This window comes from Micromonospora sp. NPDC049201 (genome assembly GCF_055586805.1).
This window is the reverse complement of sequence record NZ_JBVJHM010000006.1, coordinates 297,181-322,419: the sequence shown is the minus strand read 5'-3', so window position 1 is coordinate 322,419 and position 25,239 is coordinate 297,181. Positions and strand designations below refer to the sequence as shown.

Sequence of the window (25,239 nt, the reverse complement as noted above, 5' to 3'; positions counted from 1 at the left end):
GCAGGGGGCTTGAGCTGCGGTGACGGCGGACCAGCGAGCGATCATGAGCGAACGGTGAACGGCGCACCAGCAGGGGCGCACCGACACGGAGCGTTGTTGTCGACTACGCAGAGCTGGACAATGGCGGGGTGTCGGAGGCGTGGGAGGCCGAGATTCTGGTGCTCTGGCAGCGCCTCCGCGCCCCCGCTGAGACATCCGGTCGCGGGGCTGTCCCATCACTGCGGGCGGTCGCCGCCCGGTCCGGATACTCGGTCGGTTTCCTCAGTGAGGTCCTTCGCGGCCGGAAGCGGCCGAGCCCGGACGCGGCAGCCGCCATCGCCGAGGCACTCGGTGGAACCGAGTACGACGTCCATGCCGCGCGCACCTACGCGGAGCGGATGCGGGACTCGCCGGTGCCCCGGCCGCCCGCCCCGACCCGTGCCCGGGTCCACCGCACCGGGGAGCCGCACTGGCCGTGCCGCATCGGTGTCGTACCCCACGCCGCCGACTGCTGGCAGCGCCGGCCGATCAGCAGCGAGTTGGCCGCTGACCGCCCGGGTACGACCAGCTCCGAACCGACGTCGGTCCTGACCGGGCTGGGCGGTGTGGGTAAGACCCAGATGGCCGTCGCCCACGCCCTCGACCTGTGGACCCGAGGCGCCCTGGACATGCTGGTCTGGGCCAATGCCGCCCACCGCCACGGCATCGTCGCGGCCTACGCGCAAGCCGCCCAGTTCGCGACCGGCGCCGACCAGATGGACGACACCGAGGCGGCCCGCAGGTTCCTGGCCTGGGCCGCCAGCACCGACCGGCGATGGCTCGTCGTCCTCGACGATCTGGCGGCTCCCGGCGACATCGCCGATCTCTGGCCGCCGAACACCGCCCACGGTCGAACTCTGGTCACGACGAGGCGTCGCGACGCCGCCCTGGCCCACGAGGGTCGTCGGTTCATCACCGTGCAACCCTTCACCCCGGCCGAATCGATGGCGTACCTCACCAAGAAGTTCGCCACCGCTCCACAGCGCATGCACGGAGCGGCCCAACTGGCCAACGACCTTGGACACCTGCCGGTGGCGATGGGTCAGGCCGCCGCCTACATCCAGGATCGCGGACTGACCTGCCAGGAGTACCGACGACGGCTCACCGCCAGGCTCGCGAAACTCGCCGACCTCCTGCCCGAGCCCGACGCCCTGCCGGACGACTATCACGCCGCCGTCAGCGCGACCTGGTCACTGTCGGTCCGGCTCGCCGACCGTCTGCGCCCGAAGGGCCTGGCGCGTCCCCTACTGGACACGGCCGCCTGGCTGGATCCCAACGGCATTCCGGTCGTGCTCTTCGAGCACGCAGCCGTCCGCGCCTACCTCGCCCGGCGGCGACCGACCGCCGAACTCCGAACCGGCGACGCCTCCGACGCGCTGGGCAGCCTGCACCGATTGAACCTGGTGACCGTCGACGACTCGGCGGCTGTGGTCAGGGTGCACGCCCTGGTCCAGCGGGCCACCCGTGACGGCCTCGGCAGTTCTCGGCGGCGACACGCACTCCGTGCGGCGGCGGACGCGCTCAACGCCATCTGGCTCGACACCGGCGGCAACGACTTGCCGGAAGAAATTCTGCACTCCAACGCGCTCGCACTCCACCGGCACGCCGGCGACCAACTCGTCCGCGACGGCGTGCACCCACTGCTGTTCCGGGCAACCACCAGCCTCGGTCGAGCCGGTCACGTGGCGGCAGCCGTACGACTCGCGCAATGGCTGAACGAGACGGCGTCGCGACTCCTCGGCGAAGACCATCCGGACACGCTCGCCGCCCGTGGCGACCTTGCCTTCTGGCGCGGCGAAGCCGGGGCACCCCGCAACGCCGCCGCTGCGGCCCAGCGGCTCGTCGCGGACTGCCAACGGGCACTGGGGCCACGCCACCGACAGACACTCAACGCGCGCCACCACGCAGCCGGCTGGCACGGGCGCGCGGGTGCGCCGCAGCGAGCGGTCGCGGAACTCAGCGCACTGCTGGCCGATCGAATCCGGATTCTGGGCCCGGACGACCCGGACACCCTCAACAACCGCAACAGCCTGGCCGGATGGCTCGGCTACGCAGGCGATCCGCGCGGCGCCGTCGCGGCACTCCGGTCGGTCCTGATGGATCGCGTCCGCATTCTCGGCGACGACCACACGGACACGCTTGACACCCGACACCATCTCGCCCACTGGCTCGGGGAAGCGGGTGAGCCGGCAGCCGCCGCGGCGGCATTCGAATCGCTGCTCGACGACCGTCGTCGCGTACTCGGCGCCCAGCATCGCGACACGCTCGCGACCCGGTACCGACTGGCCCGATGGCGTGCCGCCGCCGGCGACTCCGCCCGGGCACTGCGCGACATGCAGCAGCTCGTCAGGGACTGTCGGGAAGCCCTCGGCACGCACCACCCGGACACCCTCACCACTGAGGCGTCACTTGCCGAACTGTACGGCGAGCAGGGGGATCCGCACCTCGCGGTGGCGTTGTTGAAGAGGGTGCTCACCGACCGGCTCACGGTGCTCGAGAGGAGCCATCCCGACATCGTCAGGACCCGTGAACGACTCGCCCGGTGGACGAGCGCCGCGAAGCCGGTACGCGAGACCGGGTGACGGTAGCGTGATGGCCGTGACCGGTGTGTCGGCGACGCGGGGCGGATGGGTCGTCCGCTTCCTGCTGCTGGCCGCCACCCTGATCGGGCTCGCGGCGATGCACAGCCTGGGTCACCAGTTGGCGATGCCCGGCGGCCACGCCGGGCACGGGATGCCCCCGGGCGCGCATCCGGCGACGGCACCGGCAGCGGACCTGACGAGCGGCGCTGCCGCGATGAGCGGCGCTGCCGCGATGAGCGGCGCTGCCGCGATGAGCGGCGCTGCCGCGATGAGCGGCGCTGCCGCGATGAGCGTCGCTGCCGCGATGAGCGTCGCTGCCGCGATGAGCGTCGCCGTCCCGAGCGGGTGCGCCGGCGACGGGTGCCCCGGGCTGGCCGCCGCGCCGGACGGTACGCCGGGACACCTGCCGGGCTGGGCCGTGTGCCTCGCGGTGATCGGCGCGTTCGGGACGGCGCTGGCGCTCGCCGCGGCGCTGTTGGTGACGCGGACGGTTTCCACGCCCGGCCGTCTGCGCTGGTCGTCGCCGGCCGCCTCCCGAGGACCGCCCACGGCACCCCGGCTGGGACAACGCGTCGCCGCGGTGTCGGTGCTGCGCGTATAGGAGCGACTCCGCCGCGACATCCCCAGGGGGTGTCCGCGCGATCGCTTCCGCGTACGTTCACCGACTCCGAAAGGGCTTACCTCGTCATGACCCGTACCATCCTGCGTCGTGCCCTCGTGGCCGGCGTCAGCCTCACCACCGCCACCGTCGTCCTGACCGGCTGCGGCAGCGACGACCACAGTGCGGTCGGCGGCGGCCACAGCACGCCCACCGCCACCGCCGCGTCCGACGCCGCGTCCGCCTCGGCACACAACGCGGCGGACGTGATGTTCGCGCAGATGATGATCCCGCACCACCAGCAAGCCGTGGCCATGGCCGACCTGGCCGCCACCCGGGCCGCCGACCCGCAGGTCAAGCAGCTCGCCGCCCAGATCAAGGACGCCCAGGCACCGGAGATCGCCACGATGAGCGGCTGGCTGCGCGCCTGGGGCGCGCCCGTGCCGACCGGAAGCGGCAGCGCCACCCCTGGCAGTGGCATGCCCGGCACGGATCATGGCAACAGCGGCATGCCGGGCATGGGCCACGGTGGTAGCGCCAGCCCGACCAGCTCCGGGATGCCCCGGATGGATCACGGCATGCCGGGGATGATGTCCGACGTCGACATGGCCCGGCTGGCGGCGGCCTCGGGGCGGGACTTCGACAGGCGGTTCCTCACCATGATGATCGCCCACCACGAGGGCGCGATCACGATGGCCCGGACCGAGGCCGCCCGGGGCGCCAACAGTGACGCGAAGGCCCTCGCCGAGCGGATCAGCACCAGCCAGCGGGCCGAGATCGACACGATGAAGTCCGTCCTGGCCCGGATCTGACCGGGAGCGCGGTGGCCGGGTCCGCGTGGACGCCCGGTCACCGCGCCGGTTCGGGCCAGGTACCCGAGGTTGATCATCATGCCGGTCTCGGCGTGGTACGGCTTGCGGCAGCGGGTCATCAGCCGTCCGCTTCCTGATCCACTTTCGGATGACCTGCATCAATGCAATAACTGCCACAGGTGCCGCCGGACTTCACAAGCCGAGGTGGCGTTTGGATCAAGCACATAAGTGATCTACCAGCACGGTCGGCCAAGCGCCGACCGAGGCCCACTCTGATAAAAATTGATGACATTGATATTAATTCCCACTGCTTTGCTCGGCGTAATGTCGGGAGTAACACCGCTTCACCCATCTCAGTCAAGCAGGTCAATGTTTGCTCGCTTGGCGAGGTCTTTCTCCAGATGACATCCGACGCATTTTGATGACTGCTTTTCCGCTTCTCCGTCGTATCTTTCTATCTCCCCCACACCCCACCTGGAGAGGCAGGGAGAATGTCCCGGAGACTGCTGAGCAGCCTCGCGCTGGTCACCGCGTTGTCCGCGGTGACGCTCACCACCGCGGGCACCGCCCAGGCGAAGCCCGACACGTCCCACAAGGGCGTCGTCGGCGTGGTCGCGCAACTGAGCCCCGAGGTCGCCCGCACCGCCCACGGCACCGGCGTCGACGCCCGCGCCGCTGCGCTGGCCGCCTACTGGACCCCGGATCGGATGCGCGCGGCGCTGCCGGAAAGCGAGATCCCGGCGGTGAAGAACGCACGTCCCGGCCAGGTCACCGGCGCTGCGAGCCGTCCGCAGGGCGCGGCGGGCAGCGTGGCGCCGGCTCCGCCCGTCACCAAGCCCCGAGCTGACCTGCCCGAGATGGGCACCAACGCCTACGACCCGGCCTACCCGGTCGGACACCCGACCGCCCGGACCACCGGCAAGGTCTTCTTCACGCTCAGCGGCCTCAACTACGTCTGCTCGGCCGCGGTCGTGAACACCGAGGGCAAGTCCTCGGTGTGGAGCGCCGGGCACTGCATGACCGGCAACCTCCAGTGGGCCACCAACTGGGCCTTCGTCCCGAACTACGTCAACGGCTCGGCGCCGTACGGCTACTGGTACGCCACGGGCCTCTGGACCACCAGCGCCTGGTACAACAACAACGGCGACTTCGCCAACGACGTCGGCTCGGCGGTCATCGGACGGGTCAACGGCTGGCGGATCACCGACTACCTCGGTGGCCAGGGCATCGCCTGGAACCAGGCGATCGGCCAGTACGACTACGCCTTCGGATATCCGCAGGCCTCCCCGTTCAACGGGCAGACCCTCTGGGCCGAGAACGGCCCGACCTACGACGGTGGCGGCGGCACCATCTACATGACGAACTACATGACCGGCGGCTCCTCGGGTGGTCCCTGGCTCATGGCGTTCGACGGCAACTGGGGCCTCATCAACGGACACAACGACTTCAAGTACAACAACCTCCCGCAGTACATGTACTCGCCGTACTACGGCAACCAGGTGGCGGGCCTCTACAACACCGTTCGCAACATCTCTTCCTGATCCTGCCGGAACTGCCCGCCGGGTGCGTCGTCACGCGCCCGGCGGGTTGCCGTCACCACCAGGCGAAACACTCCTCGATCGCGGTGGCACAGGTGGTCGCGTGGGCCGGGCCGGCAATTCGGGCCAGCCGCGATGCCGCGACGTCGAGCAATTCCATGAACGTGGCCCGGTTGTTCTCCGGCAGCATCCGGCGCAGAAACGCGAGCAGCTCGGAGTCACCGACGCCGGGTGCGGCAGCGGCCAGCCCGACCATCACCGGTGCGACCTTCGTCTGCTCGTCCGGCTGGAACTGTCGCATGGCCTCCTCGAGCGCCTCTGGCCGTAGTCCGGGCCCGACTGCCGCCACGGCGGAGGGCGTGAGCCACCATGCCGTGCGGGCAAGGATGGCGGCCCGGTCAAGGATGTCTCCGGCGTCCAGTCTCGGCGCTTCGTCGATCAGCCGGGCGATGAAGGCGAGGTCCGGTTCGTCGTAGCTGGACGGCTGGGGGGTGTTGGTCGTGGGCGGCGGCGAGTTCCGGAACGCGGCCAGCGAGACCGGGCTGGGCTCCTGCGGTTCCATCACCCGGTTGATCGCGTCGGACAACAGTGTCCGGCGCCGCAGCGGGTCGGTGATCCGGGGAACGACCGCCGCCGCCACCGCCGGATCGTCATGCGCCTGCCGCAGCACGTCGTCGAGATGTTTCTCCGGTACGGCCGACGCGAGTACGGCCAGCCCAACCGGGCCAGCCGAAGCGATCAGGTCCGGCAGGTGCCGGTCCGGCAGGACCGCCGCGGCCTGCGCGAGACGGGGCAGGGGCAGCGGAAAGTGATGGGAACCCCCGCGGGCCGAGGCGGTGACCCGGCTGACCGCCGCGTCGAGGATGTCGTCCGGCAGCAGGTCCGCGACGCAGACCAGGCGTTCGGCGAGTATCTGCTGGCGGGCCATGACGTCGTTCCAGTCCGCGGTGTGCCCGGACGCCATGGCCATGTCCTCTTCCACGGCTTCGGTGAAATCGAGGCCCTTCCGGTCGTTGCGGATCCGATCGAGCAACGCCGGGTGCAGGGCGGGTGGCACCAGCCGGAGCAGATCCGGCGCGATCTTGAGGCTTGCTTCCTCATTCCCGTACGCCGTCAGCAGTTTTCGGCACCGTTGGGAACGCTCGCTCTCGTTCATCAGGACGGTCAGCGTGGCGCGCGCCGTGCTCCGGGCCGGCTCGGAGAGGCTTCCCGTGCGCTGATACGCCGCCAACACCTTGGGCCGTGCCGCGGCCGGCAGAAGCTCCTTCAGTTCGCGTAACGCGTCGATCGACAGCTCGGCCAGGTTGAGCCGTGGGCGGAGTAGTCGCGCCGGGTCCGGGGCAGTCTCCACGAGGATCGGTATCAGGGCGCCGAGATAGCCGAAGTCGCTGGCGAGCGCCTCTGCGGTGGCCGTCCGGCGCTCGGGCGGTGGCAGATGCGGCAGCACGACGGCACGTATCCAGGGACCGAAGTCGTGGTCCCTGATCCGGCACGCGGCCTCCCAGACGCGGTCCAGCAGCGCGGGTGGTGCGACCGCGGCGATCTGGCCCAGCGCCGCCGCGATGTCCCAGGCGTTCGTGTAGGTCACCGGGATGGCATTCGCCGACACCAGGGCTTCGGCGACCAGGCTGGGACGATCCGGCTCCGGGACGTACGGGCAGAGCCCGGCGAGGGCGCGGGCGCGGTCGGTCGGCTGCGTCATCCAGCGCACCAGCATGGCCGCCCGGGACAGTTCCCACAGACCTTCGCTGACGAGCGCGCCGGGCAGTGCGGCGGGGATGCGGTTGGCGATGTCGTGCACGCTGACCTGGATGAGCCGGTAGCGCAGTTCCTCGGGCAGGCGCTGCGGCGGCTGGCCGGCGGCGAGCGCGGTGTCGACGGCCCGGACGGCATCGGCCAGCGCCGAGCCCACGTCGAGAAGGTAGGTGTCGCCGGATGCCGCTGCCAGGTGCGCGGCGTACCAGAGATTCGCAGGCCGACCGTCAGCATCGGTGCTGCCGCGGGCGAGAAGGTCGTGGACTTCGGACATCCGGCCGGACGCTGCCAGGTGCCGGACCAGATGCCGGGCCACGTAGCCGTCACCGAACGGGACCGGTGCCGCCTGACAGGCGTCGGCACAGCGGCTGTGCGCCTGCCGGACCGCGTCGGTCAGCTCCGCCGCCACGACCTCCCGGTCGTCCGGCGTGGGACCGGTGGGCAGACGCCCGTTCAGGAACTGGCGGAGGCTGACGTGATAGATGCGGTAGGCCCGGGGCCGGCCGGCAACAGTGAGGAACGGGCGGAGCGGGCCGTCGCAGAACCGTCGGACGGCAGTCACCTCGCCGTCCGTCAGATCCGCGACGGCCTGGGCGGTGATCGGCTCGTCGACGGCGGTGAGCACGCCGAGGATCGGGAGATGGTGCTCCCAGTCGCGTCCTGCCCGCCAGTGATGAATCTGACGCAGGTAGTAGTCCCACAGAGTGCCGGGCAGATCATCGATATCGTCGACGCCACGCAGCCCGAGTTTGATCTCGGCCAGCAGGTAGCGCAGATATATCCAGATGCCCTGGCAGGCGACGGCCAGGCGGTCGATGATTTGCTGACGGTCCACGCCGGCGGCGTCGAGGGCGTGCCGAAGCGGTGGCTCCCGTACCGCTCGGTCAAGGAAGGTTCGCAGGTCGGCGCGGTTGCGCTCGTCCTGAGCCGCGATGGTCACAGTGGTGTGCGCGCTGTCGGCAACAGCGGGTGGATGTCCCGTGCGGTAGGTGCCGATGACGAAGACGCCTTCAGGTAACACCGCGGGCAGGCCCAGCGGGAGCTGGTGGGCTTCCCCGTCCAGTTCGTCGAGTCCGTCGATCACCAGGACGATCCGCTCACCGGTGGCGGCCAAGCGGCTCGCGGCCGAGGCCAGGAACACACCGAAACCCTCCGGTGTCGTCGCCCAGGCCGGAACAACGCCGGCGGCTGCGAGGCCGGTGTGCGGAAACCGCCGGAGTACCTGCGCGGCCAGGTTCTGCCGCGCCACGGCGCTACGGCCGGAACTCTGCCGCGCGAAGTGACACAGCCAGCCTCGGTCCGACACGAGCCGGGCTGCCAGCGCCGACTTACCTACCCCGGCATCGGCCTCGAGCCAGAAGTAGCCGCAGGCGTGGCGCCGCAGGAAGTCATCGAGTTCGACGACCAGCCACTCCCGCCCGACAAACCGGTCGGTCTCCAGATCGGCGAATATCGGGGCGGGATCGAGAAAGGCGACCTCGATCGGCAGCTCGGGAACGGTCGTCGCGTAGGTGGTGATGGTGCTGTTGACGACATCTCCGGCGACGGCGACCGAACCGGCGCCGGACGCGTTGGCGATACGCGCTGGTTCGGTCACGACCCCTCATCGGTGATCTTGCCGGTTGCCTGAATCTCGCCGGAGGCGTCGCGGCCGATCGCCACCGCGCCCGGCCCACGCGCGGTGGTCCCGTCGTGCGCCGTTGGTTCCGGCGGCGCCACCGGACCGGAACCGTTGGTGACGATGCGAGCGCCGCGGGTCAGCGAACCGCCGACCGACACCGCGGCCGGGCCGGACGCCACCACCGGTCCGGTGGCGGGCTCGGACACCTCGGACACCTCGGCCGGCTCGAACACCTCGTTCGCATCGCGTTCACCTGAGGTGAGCCACATCTGCAGTCCGGCGGCGGACGCCACTGCGACACCCAGAGCGACGCCCCACGCCCAACCGCCGCTGTCGGTCACCACATTCGTCGCCACCCCGGCCAACGCGGTGACCACCACCAGCAGCCCTGCGGAGCCGATCCGTCGCTGTGCGAGTGCCATGGAAACCCCTTTCCCACCCACGATCACGTCTCGAGCTGGCCCGACCGTCGCCACGACACCACTGTGAGGGGTTCTCGCCAGTCGATGCCCGTGGAGACCGCCTGCACCAATTCTGCCGCCCCCACCGATCCGGCCAGACCATCGGGCGCCTTCGGGGCATGCGCCGAAGGTGATCGTGGCGACCTGATGCGGGACGCTGCTTTCTCGCCTAAGCTGCGTCACGTGAACATCGACGTTCATCTATAAAATGCGTGGTGACCGAGGCCACCCCACCGGAAACCACGGACCTCGCATTCACCGATCCCGATGGGAGTACCCGATGACCTGGCGTCCAACCATCGCCGCACTCACCGGCCTGTGCCTCGCCCTCACCACCGCACCAGGCCCCGTCGGTGCCGCACCTCCGGCAGCTCGACGCGCCGCTGATGTGAACGCTCACACCAACCCGCTGGCCGGTCCACCCGGCGCGCCCCCCGGGGCCTGCCCGGGCGGCACCGGGTACGGCCCGCCCCTGCCGGCCAGCTCCGTGTCCGCGACCAAGATCCAAGGCGGGTTCTCGTTCCTCGAAGGACCGGTCTGGATCGCCGACGGTGGCTACCTGCTGATGTCCGACATGGCCGCAGGCACCGGGCCGAACAACGTGCAGCCCTCCACGATCCGCCGATTCACCCCGCCGGCGACCTTCGACACCTTCATCGCCAACGCCGGCAGCAACGGCCTGGCGCTCAGCCCCGACGCCCAGCAGCTCATCGCCGCCACCCACGACCAACGGAGCGTCTCCGCATACCGGCTGAGCGACCAGGCCCGCAGCACCGTCGCCGCCAACTACCAGGGCCGGGTGTTCAACTCACCCAACGACGTCACGGTCCGTTCCGACGGCGTCGTCTACTTCACCGACCCCACCTTCCAGCGCGGCAACCGACCTGACCAGATGAGCGGACGTACCAGCGTCTTCCGCGTCTCCGGCGGCCAGGTGTCACTTGTGGACGACCGGCTGCGGCAACCCAACGGCATCGCGCTCTCCCCGGACGGCGGCACGCTCTACGTGGGCGCCTACTCCGAGAACAAGATCTACAAGTACGTCGTCCAGCCCGACGGCAGCACCGGCGCCCGCAGCGTCTTCGTGAACTACCTCGGCGGTCCCGACGGGGTCACCGTCGACTGCGCCGGCAACGTGTACTGGGCCTCCGGCTCGGACGGGCTGATCCACGTCTACTCGCCCGCCGGCGCGCAGCTCGGCACGATCCGCTCCGGCGGCGCCGGCACCACCAACGTGGCGTTCGGCGGACCCGACCGGCAGACCCTCTACGTCACCTCCGGCCGAACGAACGACTCCGGCCTGTACAGCGTGCGACTCAACGTCCCCGGCTACCCGTACTGACCGAAGAACCCCGGAAAGGAAGAGCACCCGTGCGGATGAGTCCTCGGAAGCTCCGACACCGCGTCCCGCTCGCCCTGCTGATCTGCGCCGGCACCATCCTGACCGGCGTACCCGCCAACGCCGCGCCGGCCTCGCCGTCGACCGGGAGCCGGCCGGCGGCCCGGCTCGCCGCCGACACCAGCCCGCCCACCCGGCCGACCGGCCTGCGCAGCACCCGGCTGACCTGCCAGTCCGTCACGCTTTCCTGGTACGCCTCCCGGGACAACGTCGGCGTCGCCTCCTACGACATCTACCACGACGGCCAGCTCGTCACCTCGGTCTCGGGACGGACGCTGACCGCCACGCTCAGCGTCGTGCAGGGCGTCACCTGGGGCTGGTACGTCAACGCCCGCGACGCCGCCGGCAACGTCTCTCAGGCCAGCTCCACGCTCTCGGTCACCCCGCCGTTCTGCCAGCAGGACACGTCTCCGCCCAGCACGCCGACCAACCTGGCCGCGACGGTCAACGGCACGGACGTGACCCTCACCTGGTCGGCCTCCACCGACAACGTCGCGGTCACCGGCTACACCATCCTGCGCAACGGTACGGCGGTCGGCTCCACCACCGGCACCGCCGGCAACCCGCCGGCGACCACGTTCACCGACACCGGCCTGACGCCCGACACCGACCACCGGTACACGGTGACCGCCCGGGACGCCCAGGGCAATGTCTCGGGGGCGAGCGCCGCGGTCACCGCGCACACCGGCTCGGGCTGCACGAGCCCGATCTGCGGCGCCACGGCGATCACCACCGAAAGGGACCTGCCCTGGGGCCTGGTGCAACTGCCCGACGGCACGGTCCTCTACGGCCGGCGCGACCTGTTCGACATCGTCGCCATGAACCCGGACGGCACCAACAAGCACAGCATCGGCACCGTGCCGAACGTGGCCGGCACCAACGGCGAGGGCGGCGTGCTCGGGCTGGCCGTCTCGGCCACCTTCACCACCGACCACTGGCTGTACATCTACCACACCACCACGACCGACAACCGGATCGTGCGCATCCGCTACGACGGCACGCTGCAAACCAACACCGAGCAGGTGCTCGTCACGGGAATCCCGCGCAACAAGTACCACAACGGCGGCCGGCTGCGCTTCGGCCCCGACGGCAAGCTCTACGCCGCCGCCGGCGACGGACAGGACCCGGACGTGGCCCAGGACACCAACAACCTGGGCGGCAAGGTGCTGCGGCTCAACCCCGACGGCACCGTGCCGGCGGACAACCCCTTCGGCAACTATGTGTGGAGCTACGGCCACCGCAACCCGCAGGGGCTCGCCTTCGACTCCCAGGGCCGGCTCTTCGAGCAGGAGTTCGGCAACAACGTCATGGACGAGACCAACATCATCGTCAGGGGCGGCAACTACGGCTGGCCCGCCTGCGAGGGCACCTCCGGCGACTGCGCCAACCCGAACTTCAGGGCCCCGGTCCGGACGTACCCGGTGGCCGAGGCCTCGTGCAGCGGCATCGCGATCGTCCGGGACGTGCTCTACATCGCCTGCCTGCGTGGCAACCGGATGTACCGTGCGGAGATCAGCGGCAACACGCTCACCAACGTCCAGCAGTACTTCGTCGGGACGTACTTCCGGCTGCGCACCGTCGAACCGACAGTCGACGGCAACCTGTGGCTGACCACGAGCACCGGCGGGGACAAGGACAGCACTCCGAACAACAGCAACGAGAAGATCCTCGAGGTCACCCTCGGTGGGGCGGCGTCCAGCCCCACGAGCTGAGGTCGAGCCGGGAACCCCGCACCGCCAGCCCAGAGAGGAAGCACCGCCGCCTCCTTGTGCCGCAGGTGTCCGGGAGCGTGGATGCCCGATCGCGGGGAGGCGGTCGGGCATCCACGCCATGGAGGACGGCCCACAGCGCCAACCCACCGTAGGACCGCCCGCACCCCGCAGCCCGCGCGGGTGATGTCAGTCGGTGCTCTCCAGCCCCGTGGGCAGCCGGCGGTAGAGCTCGTCGAGATAGCCGCTGAACGACTCACTCTGCTCGTCGTGGGCGGCTCGCCACCGGGCCACGTCGGCAGGCCCCACCGGCTGGCCCAGGAGTTGGGCCAGGTGCGTGCAGAGGCTGGTGTCGTCGTCGGTGGGGTCGAACCGGACCTTGCGGTCCGAGATCTCGAACTTGCGAAGCATGTCGAGCCGCAGCGATTGATACGGGAAGGACTGGATCCCGAACCGGTAGGACTCGGGCATCTCCATCCCGCTGGACCGGAGGCCGTGGTACCAGGAGAGATAGACGGCCTCGTCGCACAGCACGTACCGGTAGACCGCGGTGTCCCCGTGGTAGAGCAGCTCGATCGGGCAGATCTGCCGGCAGTCGAAGAGCGCGACCACGTTGACGATCAACTCTTCGCGCAACTCCTCCTCGATGGCGGCGACCGGCCGGCCCTGCGACGCGGGCCAGAGGACGCGGTCCGCCGCCCGACGGGCAAGCGCGCGTCGGTCCCCTGGATCCAGCATGACGATCTTGATCTGCTGCGGGTAGTGCCGCAGCTTCCGCAGCCGGGCGGCGACGAGCCGGGCACTCGGGCCCTGGAAGAAGAAGGTGTTGCTCCGCTCCAGGCTGAGCGTCAGGTCGCGGTTGTACGCGTCGCCGAAGCTGGCACCGGGATCCAGTGCCGGATAGCTGGCCGACGGCAGGAAGCTGCGGTTGTTCGCGGCCAGGGCCGCCACCAGGTCATGGCGCAGCTCGTCCAGGCCGTCGGCGAGGTTCTCCTCCAGGCTGCGCTCCTGGATCCGGTTGCTGGCCACCGAGAAGACGACGGCGAAGATCACCGCCGCGATCAGGTTGAGACCGACCGAGGAGAAGACCGCGTCGCGGGTGAGCTGGCCGTCCTGGTAGGTCAGCAGGAGACCCACCAGCAACACCGAGAGGCAGGCCGCGCCGAAGGCGTACCAGGCCAGTGACTTGCGGAGGTCGCGGATTTTGCGGGGTCGCGGAGTCATTGGTCGTCCGATCCGCTGCGTCTGCCGACGGGTGTGACCATTGTAGAAGGCGATCTCCACCGTGACCGCCCTGCGCCGGCACCGGCACCGCGCGACCCGGGGGCCGCCGTGTCAGAAGACGCGCGTTCGGCGCGGCCCGGACCGAAGGCGCGCGAGCGGGCCGACGGCGCCGTCTCGTCCAGGTTGCCGGGGTGCGCCCGACAGGTCGATGTCCATGACGGCGGGGCTGCCGTCGACCTCCTCGAAATCCGCGTCGGCGCACCGGACCCGTTCCAGCTCCCGGCCGGTGACCACACCGACCCGGGCCTCGTCGAACGCCTCGGGGAGATCCGTGACGAGCCAGACCGCGTCGTCCTCGTCGACAACTGTCGCTGTCGCGGTGCCCAGCACCCACGGCTCGCGCTCACCCTCGAACGGCCGGGCGCCCGCGGTGTAGGCGTTCGCGCGGGCGTACACCGGCTGTTTCACGTCGAGGTACTTCTGCTGGTCGCTGGGCGGCTGGTCGACGAGGCGGGCCAGGTACTCCTCGAACGACGCGGGATGGCCGTCGTATCCGGCGGTGCCGGCCAGCGGTGGCCCGTCGCCCTCCGCGCCCGCCCCGTAGGCCGCGCCCGGGTCGCCGCCCAGAAAGAGGTTCCCGACGTACCTGTCGTCGCCGCCGTAGATCACCGCGTACCCGGCGACCTGGGTGCTGTGCGGCCGGTGGTAGGGCGTGGCGCGGTCCAGCACCGGCTCCAGCCGCACGGTGCCACAGATCAGGTTGTGGACGAAGGCGCCTCCCTGGCTGAACAGCTCCAGCGAGGCGGGCGAGGCGAAGATGTTGTGCTCGACCAGATAGGGACCGTGGCTGACCTCGACGAAGAGATCCCGGCAGTTGTCGTGGTAGACGTTGCGGGACAGCCGGGTGCCCTGCGCCTGCCAGTCCAGCCAGGTGCCGAGCGAGCAGCCGTGGATCCGGTTGTGCCGGATCACCACGTCGATGGCGGCGTGCAGCTTGATGCCGGCGATCTCGTATCCGTAGAACTCGCGCTTCACGCCGATGCGGTAGATGTGGTTGTCCTCGATGGTGGAGAACGCGCACCCGAGGTGACCGACTATCGCGTTCTGGCCGCAGTCGTAGATCGTGTTGCGGCGGATCACGTGCGAGCCGATGTGCTCGCGGTCCCACCCGAGCCCGCGGGCCGCGAAGACCGACTCCACCTGGTACTGGTAGCCCGGCTTGTCGCCGCGCAGAGCGGAGTGGTTCTGCCCGGTCGTCCCCTCCTTCCCGATCGAGATCGCCGCGCACTTGGCGTCATGGATCACGTTGTCCTCGATGACCCATCCCTTCGCCCAGTGGGGTCCGATCAGGCCCGGCTGGTCGGCGGTCGGCGGCGCCCACGGGCTGGCCGCGTGCGCCAGCTCGAAGCCACGGACCGTGAGGTAGTCCAGGTGCGGCTGTTCCGGGTAGAAGACGCTGCGGCGTACGTTGATCTCGACCAGTTCCGTGTTCGGGTCGGCGCCCTGGAAGTTGGCCCAGATCGTCGTCCGCTCGCCGACCTCGGCGTACCAGACGAGCCGGGTCTGGTCGGGGTCGTCGACCGGACGGGTCACCCTGGTCCAGTCGTCGACGACCCCGGTACGCCGGGGTGGCGCGTCGACCTCCGCCCGGCTGGCCACCTCGAAGAAGCTCACGCCGTTCAGATAGACGTCGCCGAGGTGCCGGCGTGGCGCACCCGTGCCGTACACGATCCAGTCGCCGGCCACCTCCTCGGCGAACGGGTTGAACGCGCCGAACAGCGCGTTGTCGACGACCGCCCGCCACACCGTGCCGCCGAGCGGTTCCCAGCCCGTGACACGCTCCGATCCCTTGATCACCACGTGTTCGCCGGGCGCGGCCTGGTAGGTGATGCGGCGGGAGTCGCTGAGACCGCCGTGGCGTGGCTTCACCCACTCGCGGTACTCCCCCGCGTGCACCACCACGGTGTCACCGGGCTGCGCGACGCCGGCCGCCCGGTTGATCGTCCGGAACGGCCGCTCGGCGCAGCCGTCGGCGTGATCCGAACCGGTGGTCGCCACATGGAATACGGATGTCATCCGGGGAGTCCTCCTGACGAGTGGTTCACGAAGCTGTCGACACGCTCGCGCCCGGTCACGTCCACACCGGCAGGTCGAGCCGGGACGGGTGGGCGCCGTCGTGCGAGATCTCCTGCCGCGCCCGTACCGTCGTGGTCGCGGTGGCGGCGGGTTCGCCGCTGCCGGGATTGCGGGCGTAGCGCGGATGCGCTCCGGAGCTGACCTGCACGGCGACGCGGTGGCCGGCGGCGAAGCGGTGGAACGCCGGCCACAGCGGCACCGCCAGCTCGACGAAACCGTCCTCGTCGGGCCGCGGGTCGGTAGCCGAGGTGCCGACACCGCCGAGGCGGCGGATGCCGTCGCACACGCTCATCGAGCGGCCGTCGGGGTGCACGTCGCAGATCCGGACGAACACGTCCGCGCTGGCCGCCGTCGAGCGGAACCGCACGTGGGCGACCGGCTCCCCGGCGAGGACGACAGCGTGCTCCAGCGGTGGACCACGGAAGACGACCACGTCCGCGCGGCGTTCGTGGGCGCTGGTGTCGACCGGGCCCGGGGCCGGGCCGGGACCACCGAGCGCGGGTGTGGGCCGGTCCGGATCGTAGGGGTAGCGGGTGCTGCCCCCGTCGGGGACCGCCGCGTCGAGCAGCCCGGACGGATGCAGGTGCCACCGCTGCACGACGGTGCCCGGCGGCGGCCACGCGGGTAGGTCACGCCACTGCTCCGCGCCGGTGAGGAAGGCGCGCACGGGCGCCGGCCGGGCCGCGGGCGCGTCGGCGAAGTGTTCCTTGAGGAACGCGATCGACTCGGCGAGGAACGGACTCCGGTCGCCGCGGTGGCCCCACGGACCGATGGTGAGCCGTGGCGGGCGACCGGCCGCGGCGAGTTGGGCGTAGTTGCGCAACTGCCAGGGAAGGAAGATGTCGTACCAGCCGGTGGCCATGTACACGGGTGCGGTGACGTCGGGCACCGACGCGGTGTGCGACTGCCGGGTCCAGTAGTCGTCGGTGAGGCTCTCGTGGGCCAGCCAGTCCTGGTACCAGCCGATGGGGTGGCCGGCCACGACGGTGTCGGCGCGGGACAGGGGCAGGACGTCGAAGGCTTCGGCCAGCTTCCGGTCCGGCCGCCATGCGAGCCGCGCCCGGATGAGGGCGCCACGCATGCCCCGCAGCGCCATCCGGCGCGACCAGCCGAGCGAGCCGCCCAGCGAGAAGGCGCCGTTGTTCCAGGTGACCGCGCCGAAGTCGGCCATCGTGACGTTCAGGCACAGGGCGTCCGGCGCGTTCCCCGGATCGTCCCGGCACATCCGTCCCGCCACGGCCCACTGGACGTAGCCGAGGTAGCTCTCCCCGTACGTCGCGACCGTGCCGGTGAACCAGGGCTGGCGGCGTACCCACCGGTGGGTGGCCGTGCCGTCGCGCTGCTCGTCGAGCTGCGGCCGGAAGCTGCCTCCGGAGCCGCCCGTACCGCGGCAGCTCTGCACCAGAACCGTGAACCCCTCGGCCGCCAGCGCCGGCGCGTGGGTGAGGGAGCCGTGCCGGCCGTACGGCGAGCGGACGACGACAGTGGGCAACGGCGGTTCGACCGTGCCGAGCGGCAGGTAGAGGTCGGCGCGCAGCGCGACGCCGTCGTCCATCGGCACGCGCAGCCCGCGCCGCACGGTGAAGGCGTACGGCGGCTCCGTGGCCGCGTGGCGGCGGACGCGCCGGAGCCGGCCGGACAGTCGGCGGCGGAGGCTCGTCATCACTCAGCCCCGGTGCTGGCGGTGATCGACGACACGACCGGCTTGCCGAGACGGATCACGACATCGACACTCATGCCGTGTCCGCCCACGGTGAGTCCCTCAGCTACCGCAACCCGATCCTCCCGGGCTTCTGGCCCGATCCGAGCATCTGCCGCGCCGGTGACGACTACTACCTGGTGTGTTCGAGCTTCGAGTACTCGCCCGGTGTGCCGATCTTCCACAGTCGGGACCTGTTCACCTGGCGCCAGATCGGCAACGTGCTCGACCGCGCCGACCAGCTTCGGCTGCCTCCCGACACGCCGGCCTCGCGGGGCATCTACGCGCCGACGATCCGCCACCACGACGACCGGTTCTGGGTCGTCACGACGAACGTCACGCTCGGTCGGCACCTGATCGTCACCGCGACCGATCCCGCCGGCCCGTGGTCGGATCCGGTCTACCTGGACCTGCCGCACGTGGACCCGTCGCTCGCGTGGGACGACGACGGCACCTGCTGGCTGACGGTGTCCGGGGTCGAGTCGTACCGGATCGACCCGGATACCGGAGAGGTGTTCGAGGGGCCGGTGCCGATGTGGTCGGGAACGGGTGGCCAGTACCCGGAGGCGCCGCATCTGTACCGGGTCGGCGACTGGTGGTACCTGCTCGTCTCGGAGGGCGGTACCCACACCGGCCACGCGGTGAGCGTCGCCCGCGCGCGATCGCCGCGCGGGCCGTTCCAGCCCGGGCCGGCCAATCCGATCCTGACGCATCGCGGTACCGACCGGCCGGTGCAGGCGACCGGGCATGCCGACATGGTCGAGGCCACTGACGGCAACTGGTGGATGGTCCTGCTGGGCATCCGGGCCAAGGGGCACTGGCCGCCCTACCACGTACTCGGGCGGGAGACGTTCCTGGTGCCGGTGCGCTGGGTCGACGGGTGGCCGGTGGTCGAACCCGTCCGGTCCGGGACCGGCTCGGCGGGGACGAGCGGGTCCGACGACCGGGACGACTTCGACGACGAGCGGCTGGGCGCACAGTGGATCTCTCCCCGTGACCGGCCCGCCTCGGCCTGGTCGTTGACCGACCGGCCCGGCTGGCTGACCCTGCACGCGACCGGCGACAGCCTCGACCGGAGCGGCGCCACCATCGTCGGCCGCCGCCAGCAGCACCATGACTGCCGGGTCAGCGTCCGCGTCGATCCCGGCGCGGGCCGCTGCGGCCTGACGATCAGGATCGACGAGGCCCACCACTACGACCTGGAACTCGCGCGGGGCCGGGCTCGGGTCATCGGCCGGGTCGGGCCGTTCCGCCAGGTGTTCGGGGAGTGTCAGGTGCCGGCGGGGGCGGTGACCGTGGCACTGAGCATCCGGAGTACCGACGTGCTGCCTCCGACGGTCACCTCGTCCGACGATCTCGCGCGGGCGGGCCACGTGGGCGTCGTGGCCGCCGGCAGTGACACGATCAGGTTCGAGGTCGAGACCGGCGACGGCTGGGCGTACCTGGCGGAGCTGGACGGGCGCTACCTGTCCACCGAGGTCGCCTCCGGCTTCACCGGACGGGTCATCGGCATGTACGTCACCGAGGGAACCGCCGGGTTCGACTGGTTCGACTACCGGCCGACCGGATGACGGGACCGGCACGCTCACCCCTTGAAGGCGCCTTCCATGATGCCCTGCACCAGACGTCGTCCGACGAAGACGAACAGCACCAGCAGCGGGAGGGTGGCCAGGAAGGAGCCGGACATGGCCAGGCCCAGATCGATGTCGCGGTTCTGTTGCAGCGCCTTGATGGCGATCTGGACGGTGTAGTTCTCCGGCGACTTCAGGACGATGAACGGCCACAGGAAGTCGTTCCACGCGTAGACGAACGTGAACAGCCCCAGCACGTACGCCGCCGGGCGGACCAGCGGGAAGGCTATCCGCCAGAAGATCTGCCAGGTGGTCGCGCCGTCCACCCGCGCCGCCTGCATCAGCTCGTCGTCGATGGTGCTGCCGATGTGCTGGCGCATCCAGAAGATGCCGAACGCGCTGACCAGCCCCGGAACGATCACCGCCTGAAGGCTGTCGACCCAGTTGAGCTGGGAGATGATCAGGTACTGCGGTACCACGGCCAACTGCGCCGGCACCGTCATGGTCAGCACGACGATGAGGAACAGCGTGTTGCGGCCCGGGAAGGACAGCTTGGCGAAGGCGAAGCCGGCCAACGCGCAGAGCAGCGCCTGGCCCACGGCGATCGTGCCGGCGACGACGAGGCTGTTGAGCAGGGACTGCACGAACGGCACGATGGTGAGGACCAGCTCCGCCAGGTGCAGGAAGTTGCCTCCCGGCGTGATCGTCGGGGGCAGAGTCGTCGCGGTGGCGGAGTCCGTCGTCGCCACCACGAACATCCAGTAGAGCGGAAAGACGCTGACCAGCGCCATGAGGGTGAGCAGCGCGTACACCGGGAGCGGGACGCGGTTGGCCGAGCGCCGCCTGGCCCGCCCGGGCGCGGCGGTCGAGGGTGTGGGCTTCATGGGCGCTCCGAACGGATGCGGGTGGCCAGCAGATAGTTGAGTCCGGAGAAGGCCACCACGATGACGAAGAGCGCGACGCCGACCGCCGCGCCGTAGCCGAAGTGGAACTGCCCGAAGGACTGCTCGTAGAGGTAGAGGGTGACGGTCTGGCACTGCCGTGCCGCTCCGCACGTGAGTCCGCCCACCGGGTTGGCCAGCAGCGGCTCGGTGAAGACCTGCAACCCGCCGATGGTCGACGTCACGACGGTGAACGCGATGATCGGCCGCAACGAGGGGATGCTGATGTGCAGGAACTGTTTCCAGCCGTTCGCACCGTCGGCGGCGGCGGCCTCGTACAGTTCCCGGGGGACCGCCTGGAGCGCGGCGAGGTACAGCAGGGTGTTGTAACCGGTCCAGCGCCAGGCGATCATCGTGGCGATCATGAGGTGGCTGCCCCACAGCGACGCCGTGAAGTCGATGTGGTCGAAGCCCAGCAACCCGAGGAACCAGTTGATCATGCCGTAGTCCCGGTCGAACATCTGGGCGAAGACGATGGTCGTGGCCGCCACCGAGGTGACGTAGGGAACGAGCACCGACATCCGGAACAACGCGGCCAGCCGCAGCCGCGCGTGGTTGAGCAGGTGCGCCAGGCCGAGCGCCAGGAGCAACTGCGGCACCGTCGACAGCACCCAGATGCTGAACGTGTTCCGCAGCGCCCCCCAGAAGCGCGGGTCGTGCAGGAGTTCGGAGAAGTTGTCCAACCCGACGAAACGGTGCTCGCCGATGGGGTCCCAGTCGAACAGGGAGATGTAGAAGGTGAACAGCAACGGGAAGAGGCCGAAGATCAGGAAGAGCACGAAGAACGGTGAGATGTACGCGTACGGCGCCAGGGACTCCCGTACGCCCTGCCGGATCCGCCGCCTGCGATCGGGGCGCCGGACGTCCGGTGCGGCCGTGGCCGGGGTGAGCATGGTGGTCAAGGCGTCACCTTCCCGATGGGCGGCAGCCGGGCGGTGCCCGGCCGCCGCGCGTCAGCCCTCCGTCATTCGCGTACGGCGTTCTTGACGTTTGTCAGTGCGGTGTTCCAGGCGTTGGCCGGGTTCACCTTGCCCTGCTCGACGCTGGTGAGCGTGTTGAGGAACTCGGTGCCGACGGGGCCGTCCTGCGGACCGAAGTAGAAGGGCTTGATCCCCACCACCGACTGGGTGTAGATCTTGCCGATCGGCGCGTTGCTGAAGAACGGGTCGGTCCTGCCGACCAACTGCGGGTCCGTGTAGACCGACGGCGTGGTGGGCAGCGACCCCTGCATCAGGAAGTGGTCCAGTTGCCCCTTCGGCGACTGCATCTCGGAGATGTAGTTCCACGCCGCCTTCGCGTTCTTGGCGCGCTTGGGGATGGCGAGGAAGCTGCCGCCCCAGTTCCCCGAGCCACCGGGAATGGTGGCGATGTCCCACTTGCCGTTCGTCTCGGGGGCGTTCGTCTTCATCTGGCTGAGCATCCAGGACGGTGAGCACACCACCGCGTAGTCGCCCTTCTTCATGGCCGCGGTCCAGCCGGACGAGAACGACCCCTGCTTGGCGGAGATGCCCGCGCCGAATGCCTTCAGCGTCACGTCGAACGCCGCCTTGACCTGCTCGTTGTCGTAGTCCAGCTTGCGGTCGGCGCTGTAGTAGCGCTGGCTGCCCTGGTTGACCGCCTGGAAGAAGACGCTTGTCGGCGTGTTGTCCACGAACGGTTTCCCGGTCTGCTGGACGTATTTCCTGCCGACGTCGATGAACTTGTCCCACGTCGGCCAGAGCTTGGCGACCTCGTCCCGGTCGGTGGGCAGGCCGGCCGCCTTGAACAGATCGGTCCGGTAGGCGACCGCCAGGCCGCCGACGTCGGTCGGCACGCCGATGATCTTGCCGTCCTTGGTCGTCGACTGCGCCATCACCCAGTCGAGGTAGTTGCCCTTGATGTCGCCCGCGCCCAGCGTGGTGAGGTCGACGAAGTTGTCCGAGGACTGCATGAACTTCGGCAGGTCGTCGGCCTGGATCAGCACCAGGTCGGGCACCTTGCCACCGGCCAGCGCGGCGGTCAGCGCCTGCGCGGTCTCGGTCGTGGTGCCCACCTCGGTGAGCTTGACGCGCACGTCCGGGTGCGCCTTGGTGTAGACGTCGACGTCGGCCTTCTGGTTGATGTTGGCGAACGACCAGAACTCGAAGGTCTTCGAGTCGGACGTGCCACCTGATCCCCCACAGCCGGCGAGGAGGAGCGCGAGGGTGGCGATGACGGCTGCGGTGCTCCGGACGCGTTTCAACGGCCCTCCATCGGTGATCGTGAGCGGCGGTGGTCGGGTGACCGCGGCGAGTCAGGGAGACGGGTTCCCACCAGCGGGGCACGCGGGCGGAAGCCGACGGACGGGCTCACCGACGGTCAGCCGCGGCCTTGTCGTCGCCTCGGAAAATTATCGAGACATTTACATCTGATGATTCGTTCGCTGAGGCTACTCAGTGCCCCGGTCATCCGTCAATGACCTCGCTGCCAGCGGGAGCGCCGGACGGCAGGCCGGCATCCCGACCGGCACAGCGCCGAAAGTTTCGGAACAGGTAACGCGGCTCGGCGCTATGGAAGCCACCACGAGGAGCCGTCGCCCCTCCTGCTCGACCGGGAAGACGCCGCCGCGCCGGCAGGGTCCCGGAGCGGACGGGGCGGCTGCACCAGACGCTGGGCAGGCACGCAGTCGCTTGTCACAGGCCCTGGGCCGGTGCCGGGAACAGCGGTTGGTCGCCGAGGCCGAGCGCATCGCCGTGGCCCACGGCGGCTGGAACCCCGCCAGCGCCGACGCGCTCCCCGGGCAGGGGCAAGCGGCGGCGGCCGGCACCCCGGAGGCGGGGGCCGGCCACCGCCGCGCTCACCGGGTCAGCGCGATCCGCACGGCGAGGACGATCAGGATCACTCCGGTCAGCCGCTCGATGACCAGGAGCACCGCCGGGCGGGTCAACCAGGCGTGCAACCTGTCGATGAGCAGGATGTAGCACGCCCACCAGAGCACCGCGAGGCCGATGAACGTCGCGGCGAGCACCGCCGTGCGGGCCGCCGCGCCGTCGCCGGACTTGACGAACTGCGGGACGAACGAGACGTAGAAGATGACCACCTTGACGTTCAGGAGCTGGCTGGTGATGCCCATGACGAACGAGCGGCGGGCCACGTGCGGTTCGTCGGCCGCCGGGGCCGGCTCGGGCGGCGCGCTCGGGGTGTCGCCGCCCCCGCCGACGCCGACCGGGACCGGCTGCGCGGCCGGCGCGGGGCGTCGGGGCCGGGTGGCCCAGAGGATGCTGCCCCCCAGGTAGACCAGGTAGAGGGCACCGGCGATGCGCAGCACGGTGTACAGCCGCGGCGAGGACACCAGCAGGGCCGAGAGCCCGGCCGTGGCGAGCGTGGCGTGCACCAGGGCGGCCACGAAGAGCCCGGCCAGCACCACGAACCCGGCTCGCCGCCCGTACCGCACGGTCTGCCGGGTGACCAGGGCGAAGTCCACCCCCGGCACGACGATGATCAGGATGCTCGCGGCGACGAAGCTGACGAGCTGGATGTCAGACATGCTGGTGGATCTCTTCCTGTGCGACGAGGGCCGGGACGGCCTCCTCGATGACCGACACGCCGCTGTCTCGGCGTGGCCCGTGCCGGCGCCACTGCTCGCGCAGGCGGATCCGCCCGTCCGGCAGCCGCTCGGGACGGGAGACGCACTCGCCGACGACGATGGTGCCGTCGGTGAGCACCTCCAGGTAGGCGAAGCGCACCACCCCCTCGGCGTCGCAGGTCCCGGCCAGCGAGCCGTGCCGCACCGCGCCGCCGGTGATCTCGGCCCAGACCAGGTCGCCGCGCTGGTGGTAGTGCCCGGTCAGCGGTCCGGCGTCGCCGGTCGTGCCGTGGTCGGTGCCGGCCTGGTCGGCGGCGACGAAGACCCGGCCGTCGTAGTCGAAGGAGGCCATCGGGGTCACGCCCACCGGGTGCTGAGGAACTCGTCGCGGAACGGGCAGACCACCCGGCCGGCGATCGAGTTGAGCACCATGGCGCTGCGCACCGGCAGGATGCTCAGGTTGGAGTCGACCAGCCCCTGCACGTAACGCCCCCGGTTCAGCACGAATATCTTGTGCTGGTCGGCGTGCTTCCACCGGATCGAGTAGTCCGACTCGATGACGGGCTGACCCCGCTCGTCGATGTCGACCAACGCGGTCAACTCCTCGTCGAAGGGCAGCGGGGCCTGTTGCCGCCCCGCGGCGACCACCAGGTGCACCGCCCGGTGCCGCTCCTCGCCGCTGCCGGCGGTGAGGCACTCCAGCTCGATCTCCCCGTCGAGCTGCCGGGCCGCGGTGACGGTGCGGCTCGGCATGATGGTCACCGGGAACCGGCCCGTGCGTAGCCGCTCCTCGTAGTTGTGCTGGTAGATACCCCGCAACGTGCCGGGGGAGATGCCGTCGCTGGTGAGGATCTGCCCGGAGACCAGGCGTTCCCGCACGTCACGGGAGAGGTTGAGGAACGCCTCCTGGTAGGCCGGCCGGTACAGGTCGTTGGCCGAGGGGGAGTCCTCCAGCGGCGCGAACCACGACCGCCGGCCGATCCAGCGGATGTCCCGGACCCCGCGGGCCAGCAGCGCCGCCACGCACTCCGCGCTGGTCTGCCCGCTGCCCATCACGATCCACGACGCGTCCGGCTCGTCGGCCACGGTCGACAGGCGGTGGTGCAACTCGTCGGCGACGAAGACGTGCCGGGGATCCAGGGCGGCGAGGAAGTCCGGCAGGAACGGCACGGTGCCGGTGCCGAGCACCAGGTGCCGGGAGCGGGCGACGGCCACGTCACCGCTGCGACTGACCAGCGCGCCGTCGAAGTCGACCCGGTCGATCCGGGTGCCGTAGACGATGTTCGGCAACTGGCCCGCCGCCCAACTCAGGTACTGCTGGTACTCGATCCGGGGGATCGTGTCGAAACCGGCACCCAGCAGGGCGTAGACCCGCCCGGTGGTGACCAGGTAGTTGAGGAACGACAGGGGGTGGGTCGGGTCGTAGAGCGACACCAGGTCCTTGACCCAGCCGGTCTGCATCCGCACGCCGCTGTGCAGCATCCCGTCGTGCCAGCCCGGCTGGTCCCGGGACTCGAACAGCGCGATCTCGTGCGGCGCGAGCACGTCGTACATCGCCGCGAGGCTCAGGTTCGCGGGCCCCGCGCCGATCCCCACGGTGTGGTATGTCTGCGTCATCTCTCTGCCTTCGG

18 protein-coding genes are annotated in these 25,239 nt (G+C 70.3%); 7 read left to right on the top strand and 11 right to left on the bottom strand.

Features of this window, described 5'->3' with window-relative positions; translation table 11 throughout:
- The first annotated feature begins 128 nt into the window (after nt 1–128).
- The 4 genes from ACZ6O5_RS15615 (at nt 129) to ACZ6O5_RS15600 (ending at nt 5,551) form a co-directional block, all read left to right on the top strand.
- Complete coding sequence (locus ACZ6O5_RS15615) at nt 129–2,600, top strand: tetratricopeptide repeat protein (protein WP_465977667.1); 2,472 nt, start codon at nt 129–131, stop codon at nt 2,598–2,600.
- A gap of 16 nt (nt 2,601–2,616) precedes the next feature.
- The gene (locus ACZ6O5_RS15610) at nt 2,617–3,201 is read left to right on the top strand and encodes a hypothetical protein (protein ID WP_465977665.1); all 585 of its coding nucleotides are present in this window, start codon (nt 2,617–2,619) and stop codon (nt 3,199–3,201) included.
- Nucleotides 3,202–3,287: 86 nt separating this feature from the next.
- Nucleotides 3,288–4,010: a DUF305 domain-containing protein gene (locus tag ACZ6O5_RS15605; protein ID WP_465977663.1), complete on the top strand. Its 723-nt coding sequence runs from the start codon at nt 3,288–3,290 to the stop codon at nt 4,008–4,010.
- Between the two features lie 491 nt (nt 4,011–4,501).
- Entirely contained in the window at nt 4,502–5,551 is a 1,050-nt protein-coding gene (locus ACZ6O5_RS15600; protein WP_465977661.1) for a trypsin-like serine peptidase, read from the top strand.
- 52 nt (nt 5,552–5,603) lie between these two features.
- On the opposite strand, the gene ACZ6O5_RS15595 is transcribed toward ACZ6O5_RS15600, so the two are convergent.
- Both ACZ6O5_RS15595 and ACZ6O5_RS15590 read right to left on the bottom strand, forming a co-directional pair.
- Nucleotides 5,604–8,900 (bottom strand): hypothetical protein, encoded by a 3,297-nt coding sequence (locus ACZ6O5_RS15595; RefSeq protein WP_465977659.1) that lies wholly within the window; start codon nt 8,898–8,900, stop codon nt 5,604–5,606.
- Nucleotides 8,897–9,400 (bottom strand): hypothetical protein, encoded by a 504-nt coding sequence (locus ACZ6O5_RS15590; protein ID WP_465977657.1) that lies wholly within the window; start codon nt 9,398–9,400, stop codon nt 8,897–8,899. The genes ACZ6O5_RS15595 and ACZ6O5_RS15590 overlap by 4 nt, the downstream gene beginning before the upstream one ends.
- Nucleotides 9,401–9,665: 265 nt before the next feature.
- On the opposite strand from ACZ6O5_RS15590, the gene ACZ6O5_RS15585 reads away from it, so the two are divergent.
- Nucleotides 9,666–10,727, top strand: a complete 1,062-nt coding sequence (locus ACZ6O5_RS15585; RefSeq protein ID WP_465977655.1) for an SMP-30/gluconolactonase/LRE family protein — start codon at nt 9,666–9,668, stop codon at nt 10,725–10,727.
- Nucleotides 10,728–10,762: 35 nt separating this feature from the next.
- Entirely contained in the window at nt 10,763–12,496 is a 1,734-nt protein-coding gene (locus ACZ6O5_RS15580) for a PQQ-dependent sugar dehydrogenase (RefSeq protein ID WP_465977653.1), read from the top strand.
- A gap of 186 nt (nt 12,497–12,682) precedes the next feature.
- On the opposite strand, the gene ACZ6O5_RS15575 is transcribed toward ACZ6O5_RS15580, so the two are convergent.
- The 3 genes from ACZ6O5_RS15575 to ACZ6O5_RS15565 all read right to left on the bottom strand — a co-directional run bounded on the left by ACZ6O5_RS15575 (nt 12,683) and on the right by ACZ6O5_RS15565 (nt 17,516).
- The gene (locus ACZ6O5_RS15575) at nt 12,683–13,717 is read right to left on the bottom strand and encodes a hypothetical protein (protein ID WP_465977651.1); all 1,035 of its coding nucleotides are present in this window, start codon (nt 13,715–13,717) and stop codon (nt 12,683–12,685) included.
- 111 nt (nt 13,718–13,828) lie between these two features.
- Complete coding sequence (locus ACZ6O5_RS15570) at nt 13,829–15,793, bottom strand: right-handed parallel beta-helix repeat-containing protein (RefSeq protein ID WP_465977649.1); 1,965 nt, start codon at nt 15,791–15,793, stop codon at nt 13,829–13,831.
- A 55-nt stretch (nt 15,794–15,848) separates the two neighbouring features.
- Nucleotides 15,849–17,516, bottom strand: coding sequence for a CocE/NonD family hydrolase (locus ACZ6O5_RS15565; protein WP_465977647.1), 1,668 nt, complete (start codon nt 17,514–17,516; stop codon nt 15,849–15,851).
- A 77-nt stretch (nt 17,517–17,593) separates the two neighbouring features.
- On the opposite strand from ACZ6O5_RS15565, the gene ACZ6O5_RS15560 reads away from it, so the two are divergent.
- The gene (locus ACZ6O5_RS15560; protein WP_465977645.1) at nt 17,594–19,123 is read left to right on the top strand and encodes a glycoside hydrolase family 43 protein; all 1,530 of its coding nucleotides are present in this window, start codon (nt 17,594–17,596) and stop codon (nt 19,121–19,123) included.
- A 14-nt stretch (nt 19,124–19,137) separates the two neighbouring features.
- Here ACZ6O5_RS15560 and ACZ6O5_RS15555 read toward each other — a convergent pair whose 3' ends face one another.
- The 6 genes from ACZ6O5_RS15555 to ACZ6O5_RS15530 all read right to left on the bottom strand — a co-directional run bounded on the left by ACZ6O5_RS15555 (nt 19,138) and on the right by ACZ6O5_RS15530 (nt 25,225).
- Nucleotides 19,138–20,007, bottom strand: a complete 870-nt coding sequence (locus ACZ6O5_RS15555; protein ID WP_465977643.1) for a carbohydrate ABC transporter permease — start codon at nt 20,005–20,007, stop codon at nt 19,138–19,140.
- The gene (locus ACZ6O5_RS15550; protein WP_107157697.1) at nt 20,004–20,957 is read right to left on the bottom strand and encodes a carbohydrate ABC transporter permease; all 954 of its coding nucleotides are present in this window, start codon (nt 20,955–20,957) and stop codon (nt 20,004–20,006) included. The genes ACZ6O5_RS15555 and ACZ6O5_RS15550 overlap by 4 nt, the downstream gene beginning before the upstream one ends.
- 71 nt (nt 20,958–21,028) lie before the next feature.
- Nucleotides 21,029–22,285 carry an ABC transporter substrate-binding protein gene (locus ACZ6O5_RS15545; RefSeq protein WP_465977641.1) on the bottom strand — a complete coding sequence of 419 codons (1,257 nt, stop codon included), beginning with the start codon at nt 22,283–22,285 and terminating at the stop codon, nt 21,029–21,031.
- Between the two features lie 594 nt (nt 22,286–22,879).
- Nucleotides 22,880–23,569, bottom strand: a complete 690-nt coding sequence (locus ACZ6O5_RS15540) for a LysE family translocator (RefSeq protein WP_465977639.1) — start codon at nt 23,567–23,569, stop codon at nt 22,880–22,882.
- Nucleotides 23,562–23,960 carry an avidin-fold protein gene (locus ACZ6O5_RS15535; protein ID WP_281935036.1) on the bottom strand — a complete coding sequence of 133 codons (399 nt, stop codon included), beginning with the start codon at nt 23,958–23,960 and terminating at the stop codon, nt 23,562–23,564. Before ACZ6O5_RS15535 ends, ACZ6O5_RS15540 begins: the two co-directional genes overlap by 8 nt.
- A 5-nt stretch (nt 23,961–23,965) precedes the next feature.
- A complete protein-coding gene (locus tag ACZ6O5_RS15530; RefSeq protein WP_465977637.1) occupies nt 23,966–25,225 on the bottom strand; it encodes a lysine N(6)-hydroxylase/L-ornithine N(5)-oxygenase family protein in 1,260 nt (419 codons plus the stop codon).
- Nucleotides 25,226–25,239: the final 14 nt, after the last annotated feature.